Origin of the sequence: Mesorhizobium sp. M2A.F.Ca.ET.067.02.1.1 (assembly GCF_004023285.1) — a bacterium.
Classification (GTDB): domain Bacteria; phylum Pseudomonadota; class Alphaproteobacteria; order Rhizobiales; family Rhizobiaceae; genus Mesorhizobium.
Window position 1 is genome coordinate 1 of record NZ_RZSB01000225.1, and the last position, 8,068, is coordinate 8,068.

Genomic DNA, 8,068 nt, shown 5'->3' on the forward strand with positions numbered 1-8,068 from the left:
GCCGCCGAGCATGAGGAAATCGGCGACCGGGCCGAAGAGATATTTGCCGGGCAGCGTCGCCGCTTTAGGGGCCGTGGTGTCTACCGAAAGGTCAAGTGTCATCCTGGAGCCTCCGTCGGAGGCGCGAGTTTAACCATGACCCTGTCCAGCGAAAAGGCAACACGGCAGGATCACCTTTGTCTCGGGGAAGTCACACCGTCAGGCTGAGGCGGTCGAAGCGATCTTCACCAACCGTTTCCTGGCCTCCGCGACCCGCTGCTGTTCCGACCTTATGCGGTCGCACAGCACAAGATTGATCCCGACGCCGCATTCCTCGTCCAGCAGTTGTTTTGCGTGATTGAGCGAAATCTCCGCGCGCTTGACGCGCTGTCTGGCCCTGGCCAGTTCCAAGTTCAGTACGTCCACTGTATCCGCATCCCGATTTGCGGTCCCTTCGGCAAGGAAACAGCCGAGCATGGCTTTTTGTTCCTTATCAGCGACGTGGACAATGGCCCTGCTCCGATCGTCAATTATGAAGGATGAGGCAGGTCGATCTTGGACGGTCAAATTTGGTGAGCGCGATGGGATTCGAACCCATGACCTACTGAGGGGGACGACGACCCGGAAAAGGTGACGCCGATTCCACGTTGGACGTTACACGACTTGCGAAGGACGGCCGCCAGCGGGATGGCAAGGTTGGGCGTTTCTCTTCCCATCATCGAAAGATTCTAAATCATACCTCCGGATCATTCGGGGCAATCGTAGGCGTCTATCAGAAGCACTCTTTCGCGGACGAAAAGCGCGCCGCACTAGACGCTTGGGCCGCCCAGCTTCAACGTATCGAATCCGCCAAAGCCAGGGATCGGTGAAGGCTATTCCCATCTGCGGATAAGGCCTCGCGTACTACGGTTCCCAGTATCCTTCGTTTACCGTCCGACGGCGACTTCACTAGCTTAAGCTTGTTACACCTTGATAGCTTAGGAGTTGCCGCTCAAATGACTGCCACCAATTCCACCAGATTGCTTCCGGCGAATGAAATGAAAACCCGCGTCGGCGGCGTCAGCGACATGACCATTTGGCGTTGGTTGCGTAAGCCTGATCTTGGCTTTCCTCGCCCGATCAACATCAATGGCCGGAACTATTGGCCCGAAGCCGAGCTTACGGCCTTCATAGAGAGCCGACGCGTCCGCGCTTAACGCAAAAAGCCCGCCTGGCTGCAACCGGCGGGCTTTGCATTCTGACATTCAAGTGGATTGACCGTGAACCATTTTAATGAGTCGCCATCCGGCGAGCAAGAGCCCGTTGCCGAAGACGGCGCGTCAGCGCGGCGTTTGCAATTTGCAAACGTCCGGCAGCACGGCGATGAACAGAAAATCACTGAATTCCTCGACGCGATGCGCTCGGCGGGCGTCCATATGGACACCGCCAACTCGCGCGGCGCCTCTCACCCGATTGCCGATGGAAAGGTGCACCGCGCCAATGCCCAGGGCAAGAAAAAGGCCAGGAACCAACACGTTTGGTATGTGCTGCATCTGGACACCCCGGCCTCGGGCGCCTTCGGCGACCTGCAAACCGGAATTCAGGATACATGGACGGAAAAGCGCCCCTCCGCGATGACGGCGGCCGAACGCGCCGAACTGAAAAAACGCATGGCGGAAACGCAACGCCAGCGCGAGGAAGAGCGGGCCGCCCTTAATGCCGCCGCTGCCGCCGCTGCCGGGCTCATCATGGCGTCGACCGAGAAGGCGCCGGCCTCACACCCCTACCTCGCCAAAAAGGGCCTGCCGCCCTTCCCTGGCCTTCGGCGCCTCAAGCAAAACGTCAAATACACCATTGAGCCGGACGAAGACCCCCGCACCGCCCGCGCCGGTTCCCTCGTCGTGCCGCTGTACACGCCTGGCACCGAACTGGCGAGCGTTCAGCTCATCGGCGATGACGGCACGAAACGCTTTCTCAAGGGCACCGCGAAAGAAGGGAATTACCATCCCATCGGAAAGCGGCCCGAAGATCCAGGCGCTGAATTCACCATTGCCATAGCCGAGGGCTACAGCACCGCCGCCCGCGTCCACCAAGCTACCGGCTACCTCACTATTACCGCGTTCGACGCCGGCAACCTCGGCCCCGTTTCCAAGGCGATACGGGCGAAGTACCCGAAAGCCCGCTTGCTCTTCGCGGCGGACAACGACCGCCTTGTGAAGATGCCGGACGGCGTTTCAATCCTGGCGTCACAAAGGCGAAGGAAGCGGCGGAATCCGTGGCCGGACTCGTCGCCTATCCCGAGTTTGACGACGCCGAAATCGAGCTTACCGACTTCGATGACCTCGCCCGCAAAAGCGGACTCGGTCGCGTTAAGGAGGTCATCGACGCCGTGCTGTTTCGCGACCCTGGAGCGGATAAAGACAACCCTCGCCACCGGTTAGAGGTGGATCGGCGGGTGGAGATGCCTGCGTTTGTTTCGCGCTCTCCCAGCGAGATTCGAAACCTAAGCATCGCTGGTCAAGAATTTGAATCGGCAAGCCCCACTCACCTCGCGCGCAACATCGTCAACGTTCTTCGGCGCAACTTCGGTGACATCGTCTTCGATGAAGGCGCAGTACATGTGTTTCACGAAACGCATTGGCATCGCGTAGATGATAAACGCGACCTCGGCCCTCTCATTTCTGAACTGGACGGACAGCCAGCAGGCCGCCGCACTATCGCCATGGGGCCCAAGCTCCGAAAAGACATAGTCGCAGAAATTGAAATCGAACTGTTGAAGTCACGAGATTCCAAGCGCGGCTTTTTCGAAGAGGCGCCAGTCGGAATATGCGTAGCAAACGGCTTCGTAAGGTTCGATGCCAGCGGCGTCGTCTTGGTTCCCCGCCACGCCCCTGACCAGCGCGCGCGTTGGACGTTAAGCGCACATTGCGACCCGTCGCTTCCTGAATTACCCGCCGCCGACACTCTCTTGCACCGGCTTCTTACCGGGGCATTCAAGGGAGACGAAGACGCGGAAGTGAAGATATCGCTTATCGGCGAAATGCCGGCGCTGCAATCAGCGGCCAAGCTACTCGGATCACAAATCCCCTCGCCCTATTCTTGGTCGGCGAGACTGCCGAAAATGGAAAGTCGCAAATATTGGCCCTGCTCCGAGCCCTTCTACCGCCAGGCGCCGCTATCTCTTTTGGCGCCCACGTACTTTGCCGATGAAAAGCACCGGGTTCGTCTGATCGGCTGCCTAGCCAACGTTGTGGACGAGGTGGACGGCAAAGCAATCGATTCCGCCGAGTTCAAGAAAGCGGTCCTGGAGAAGCGCATTGTCGGCCGCGATGTCTATTCGCCGGCCGTAGAGTTCACACCGAAGGCGCTACACACCTTCTCCTGCAATGCCCTTCCGCGCTTCACGAACGGTTTCGATAGAGGGATCCGCCGCCGCGTCCTACCCATAAGCTTCAATCGGACCATACCCGCCGGAGAGCGCGTCCCGCAAATAGCAGCCCCGCATTGTAGCCGAGGAAGCGCCGGCCCTACTTTCCTTCGCGGTTGCTGGCGCTTTGCGTCTGTCCCGCAATGGCAAGTTTACGCTGCCGCCCTCCTCTGCCGATCGCATTGCAGAATGGGGACGAGCCGACCCGGTGAAAGAATGGGCTGCCCGGTTTCTGGTTCCTGCGACAAGGAGGCCAATGGGCGGGTGGCCTCGGCGGTTGGAAGTATATGCCGCGTTCCGCGCCTGGGCACTAGCTGAAGGCTTCTCGCAGTTCAAAATCATCGAACCCGACGCGTTTTGGTCGACGCTCAAGATGGTTCCGGACCTGCGCTTCGCAACAATCAACGGCTATGCCGTTGTCTATGCCGAAATCTCACGTGAGCCGGCGAACGAGGATGGGAACGATGAAGATCATGAAAAGAGGTAGGGACTCGGTAGCAGCCGAGACACATAAGACGGCTGCTAAGTCATTGAAAGTAGTAGCGGCAGGGGTAATCGGGGTGGTTCCAAGAATTCCCGACCTGTCAAATTCGACGACATTCCCTCCATCTGGTCGGCGCAAATATGGAAATTTCGCGACCAACCGCTACAGCCCCTACGCGCGGCTATTTTCAATAGGTTAGTTGGGCGCATGTCCACTTGCCCACCACCAACTCAGGAAGTGCTCAAAATGTTTGAACGTTTAACCGAGTCGAATTCTCGCGACCCGTATAAGGACCCGCCCCTAACCCGTGAGGACTTTGAGAGAGCGGAAGCTGTCATTCGTAAGTTCGCCAGACACTTCGCTGGAACAGAACACGGTCGGGCTTTCGCCGCTTGCGTCCGTCTACTCTCAAAGCTCGACACTGACCCGGGGAGCGACGTGGCAAGGCAACGAGGCTATTTGCTTCGCCACCTAAGGGCCAATGAACCCCGCTACGCCTTACACGCTGGGTTGAAAGTCTTCGCTCTCGCGTTCGTCGATGATGCCAAGCAATTCGTCAAGCATCGTAGTCAACTTGGTGAAAAAACGACGGGGCACCCTCTACGAGATCCTTGGCTGTCCATCTCCTACATTCTCAACCTTTACGGCGGAAAGGAACCCGACCTGGATCTCGTGTTGAGTGACCTCAGCAAGTAGCAGGTCCTTCCCCCCGGGTGCGGGGCTGAGGGGAACGCTGCAGCGCACATTCTCTCTAGCGTCTGGCTCGGCCAAAAGCATACCTTCACTATGCGCAACGAATATCGGTGCGTGGCTAAAGCCGAGGAAACGCGCAGGCTCCAGGTGCACGCAGATGTTCGCTGTCACGGAACAGAGCGATGGTCGCACCTCCAGCAATGTCGAAGGCTGCGAAGGAGCCGTTTGCAGACGATCCGCTTCAGGTGATAGAAAGATCGAGTGGCTGCCATTAAAACGCAGGGGAATTGTAGACTCAACCTCTCCCTTACCAAGGGAGTGCTCTACCACTGAGCTACCGCAGCAACGGGCGTCTGAATAACCGCAGACGCCTTGAATTGCAAGGCGTTGAGGCCGCCTTTAACACTCTGCGCCGTTTTGGCTCGATGTTGCCAATGTGGTTCCATACGGGCTCGGCACGTCCTCCAGCCCACACCGTTTTCGACGAGAGCTACACCGTTTTTTGTTGCCGGTTCGTTGCCATTCTGGATGCGATTTGAAAGCGGCCCCGTACAGCGATTTCTCGCACCCCCCTTCACTCACACCACGGCGGAGGCCTCCGCGTGCGTCCTTGCCCCGTCCGCGTGGCGAATGGATGCGTTGGGGGCGGCTCGGAGCCAGGTCAGGCCAGTGCGGTGCTGCAAATACCCGGCAGACGGAACCGGAGCCGGGAAACAGAGGGGTAAATCATGCAGCGACCTCTCCACGGGTCACCGGCCACCGGCTTAGCGGTCGCTCGACGGTCTTACAGCAACATCCGCCTTGGATAGGACAGAGTTTGCCGACGTCTGCGATGGGCCGTAACCCGACGTCCGTTGCTGGAGGCCTTCGGCACAAAGCCGCCATGCTGTTCAGCTCGGCCAGCACAGTCTTGAACTGCTCGTGCGCCTTGATGCAAACTGTTTGCTCAGATTTGAGGGAACCCCATGAACGCCGAAATTGCACGCAGCGTTGGGAGATTCGTAGGTTTGGAGGAGCCGCGGACGCTATCAACACGTTTTCTCCAGGTGGCCGAGATCATCGGTACCCGAGTGAACTGGACACAGGTTGATCAGGGAACACCGGTACACATGGAAAGCAGTAACGGCTATCTGCTGTGCCTTCAGCGCCGCTACCTCCCAAGTTACCCTTACTGGGTCAATGGCAAGCCGGTTTCGTCGATGCCTCTGCACGGGGGACAATTCCTGTTCCTGGACCTCAATGAAGACCATGCCTCTGTAAGCAAAGGCACCGTGGATTGCCTCTCCATGTACACCTCTGGCGAGGCACTGCAGCGCTTCCAGGACGAGCATGACTTGCGGCCGGTGGGGAAGCTTCGAACTGCCAACGGTGTGGCCTTGAGTGATCCCACGATAAGCAACTTGGGAGAGTGTCTGGTCCCCGCGTTTGAGCGGCCGGATACGATGGCCCGATTGTTTGCTGACCAGTTGGCCACGGCACTCATGACCCATCTCACCGCGTTTTATTCGGAGCAGCCTGCAGCCCTGCGGCCCGTGCGGGGCGGGTTAGCACGCAGGCATGAGCGTCGGGCGAAGGAGATGCTTCTGGCCAACATGGACGGACAGGTTGGCCTAGAGGAACTCGCGCGGGTATGCGGTTTATCTAGAAGCCACTTCGCCCGTGCTTTCAAAGCTACGGTAGGATTGTCGCCCTTTCAGTGGCTGGTTGCGCAACGCGTGGAACAGGCGAAAAGTATGCTTCTGAATTCGGATTTGCCCGTGGGCGAAATTGGCCTTGCCTGTGGCTTCTCGGACCAAAGCCATTTTACCCGCATCTTTGTAAAGTACACAGGTATCGCGCCCGCTGCGTGGCGGCGGGTGCGGAGGTCCTAGGCGACCGCTAAGCCTTCACCTAAAGGCAGCACTCTCATACAAATCGCAGCACTTTTCTCACTGGCCGGCTGGAACGGATCCGGTAGCTTTCCATGCGCTCAAAATATTGATCCTCACACCGTGCGGAGCGAACATGACCAACCGAGACCTGAGTTCAGGCGAGGCAGGGAATTCAAAGGGTTCTCAACCTGGAGCCGCAGCGCTTTCACGGCGCGCAATCCTTCAAATCGCAAGCGGCGCGGCATCACTTGTTGCGGTTCCCGGCGCCGTGGCTCAGTCGGCGGTGCCGAATGCGACCGCGACCGTGGTCGATGGACCGATTCACTTTAGGGTGAACGGCGAGAGCAAGCAGCTCGAATTTGATACCCGCCAGTCGCTTCTAGACGTGCTGCGCGAAACCCTCGATCTGACTGGGACGAAGAAGGGCTGCAACACCGGCGCATGTGGCGCCTGCACCATCCTTGTTGACGGCAAGCGTATCGTCTCCTGCCTCACGCTCGCGGCAATGCACGAGGGCGCCGACATCCAGACGATCGAAGGCGTCGCAAAGGACGGCGAACTCAATCCGCTCCAAGAAGCTTTCATCGAGCATGATGGGCTTCAATGCGGGTTCTGCACGCCCGGGCAAATCATGTCGGGGCTTGGGTGTATTGCAGAAGGTCACGCCGGCTCTACCGACGAGATCCGCTTCTGGATGAGCGGCAACATCTGCCGGTGCGGCGCCTATCCCGGCATTGTCGCTGCGGTGTCGGATGCCGCAGGGAGGGCGTGACGATGGTCCCGTTCGTCCTGGAAAAAGCCAACGACATAGAGGCTGCAATCGCATCCGCTGTCGCGGGCGGCCGCTACATTGCGGGCGGCACGACGCTCGTCGACCTGATGCGAGAGGAAGTCGAGCGGCCCGAACGCTTAATCGACATCAATGCGCTTCCACTACGTGACATCCACGTCGATGGTGGCGATCTGGTCCTGGGGGCCCTCGCCACTATGGCTGACATCGCAGCTCATCCCGACGTGCAGCGCCTCCATCCCATGATTGCAGAAAGCCTCATCGAGGGAGCATCTCCGCAATTGCGGAACATGGCTTCGATCGGCGGAAATCTCCTGCAGCGCGTCCGCTGCCCCTACTTCCGTATGCTCGACGCGGCATGCAACAAGCGCAACCCCGGATCAGGCTGCGCCGCTCTGGAGGGTTTGAACGCGGGCCATGCCGTGCTGGGCACCAGCAGTCATTGCGTTTCTACGCACCCCTCAGATGTGGCCGTCGCGTTCGTTGCACTCGGGGCGATCATGCGCGTTCGCGGGCCTCAAGGAGAACGAAGCTTTGCCGTGGAAGACCTATTCCGCCTACCCGGCGACACGCCGCACCGGGAGCATACGTTGTTGCCTGGCGAGCTAATCGTCGAGATACGCGTGCCGAGCGCGCCCTACGGCCGACGAGCTCGCTATCTCAAGGTCCGCGACCGCGCTTCTTACGAATTCGCGCTCGTCTCCGCGGCGGTCGCACTGGAGGTGGAGGATGGCGTAATACGCTCTGCGCGCGTCGCTTGCGGCGGGGTCGGCACCATGCCTTGGCGGATGCGCGGATGCGAGACCGCGCTCACCGGGCGGCCGGTGGACCGCGATGTCTTCGAG

7 protein-coding genes and 1 tRNA gene are annotated in these 8,068 nt (G+C 59.3%); 6 read left to right on the forward strand and 2 right to left on the reverse strand.

From position 1 onward, the window contains the following. Positions 1 to 198 precede the first annotated feature (198 nt). Positions 199 to 456 carry a hypothetical protein gene (locus EOA28_RS16870; protein WP_126082622.1) on the reverse strand — a complete coding sequence of 86 codons (258 nt, stop codon included), beginning with the start codon at positions 454 to 456 and terminating at the stop codon, positions 199 to 201. Between the two features lie 518 nt (positions 457 to 974). Between EOA28_RS16870 and EOA28_RS16875 the strand changes: the two genes are divergently transcribed. The 3 genes from EOA28_RS16875 (at position 975) to EOA28_RS16885 (ending at position 3,872) form a co-directional block, all read left to right on the forward strand. Continuing rightward, on the forward strand, positions 975 to 1,175 hold the full coding sequence (locus tag EOA28_RS16875; protein ID WP_126082621.1) for a transcriptional regulator: 201 nt from the start codon (positions 975 to 977) through the stop codon (positions 1,173 to 1,175). A 1,058-nt stretch (positions 1,176 to 2,233) separates the two neighbouring features. Next, the gene (locus EOA28_RS38870; RefSeq protein ID WP_189342072.1) at positions 2,234 to 3,703 is read left to right on the forward strand and encodes a hypothetical protein; all 1,470 of its coding nucleotides are present in this window, start codon (positions 2,234 to 2,236) and stop codon (positions 3,701 to 3,703) included. Beyond that, positions 3,663 to 3,872 carry a hypothetical protein gene (locus EOA28_RS16885; protein WP_127253187.1) on the forward strand — a complete coding sequence of 70 codons (210 nt, stop codon included), beginning with the start codon at positions 3,663 to 3,665 and terminating at the stop codon, positions 3,870 to 3,872. Before EOA28_RS38870 ends, EOA28_RS16885 begins: the two co-directional genes overlap by 41 nt. A 967-nt stretch (positions 3,873 to 4,839) precedes the next feature. On the opposite strand, the gene EOA28_RS16890 is transcribed toward EOA28_RS16885, so the two are convergent. Then, positions 4,840 to 4,903 (reverse strand) — tRNA-Thr (locus EOA28_RS16890). Positions 4,904 to 5,527: 624 nt separating this feature from the next. Here EOA28_RS16890 and EOA28_RS16895 point away from each other — a divergent pair. From EOA28_RS16895 to EOA28_RS16905, 3 genes are all read left to right on the forward strand, one after another. Then, positions 5,528 to 6,433: an AraC family transcriptional regulator gene (locus EOA28_RS16895; RefSeq protein ID WP_127253185.1), complete on the forward strand. Its 906-nt coding sequence runs from the start codon at positions 5,528 to 5,530 to the stop codon at positions 6,431 to 6,433. 106 nt (positions 6,434 to 6,539) lie between these two features. Further along, positions 6,540 to 7,205, forward strand: a complete 666-nt coding sequence (locus EOA28_RS16900) for a (2Fe-2S)-binding protein (protein ID WP_245501539.1) — start codon at positions 6,540 to 6,542, stop codon at positions 7,203 to 7,205. 2 nt (positions 7,206 to 7,207) lie between these two features. Further along, a partial coding sequence (locus tag EOA28_RS16905) for a xanthine dehydrogenase family protein subunit M (RefSeq protein ID WP_148670739.1) occupies positions 7,208 to 8,068 on the forward strand: 861 nt, incomplete at its 3' end.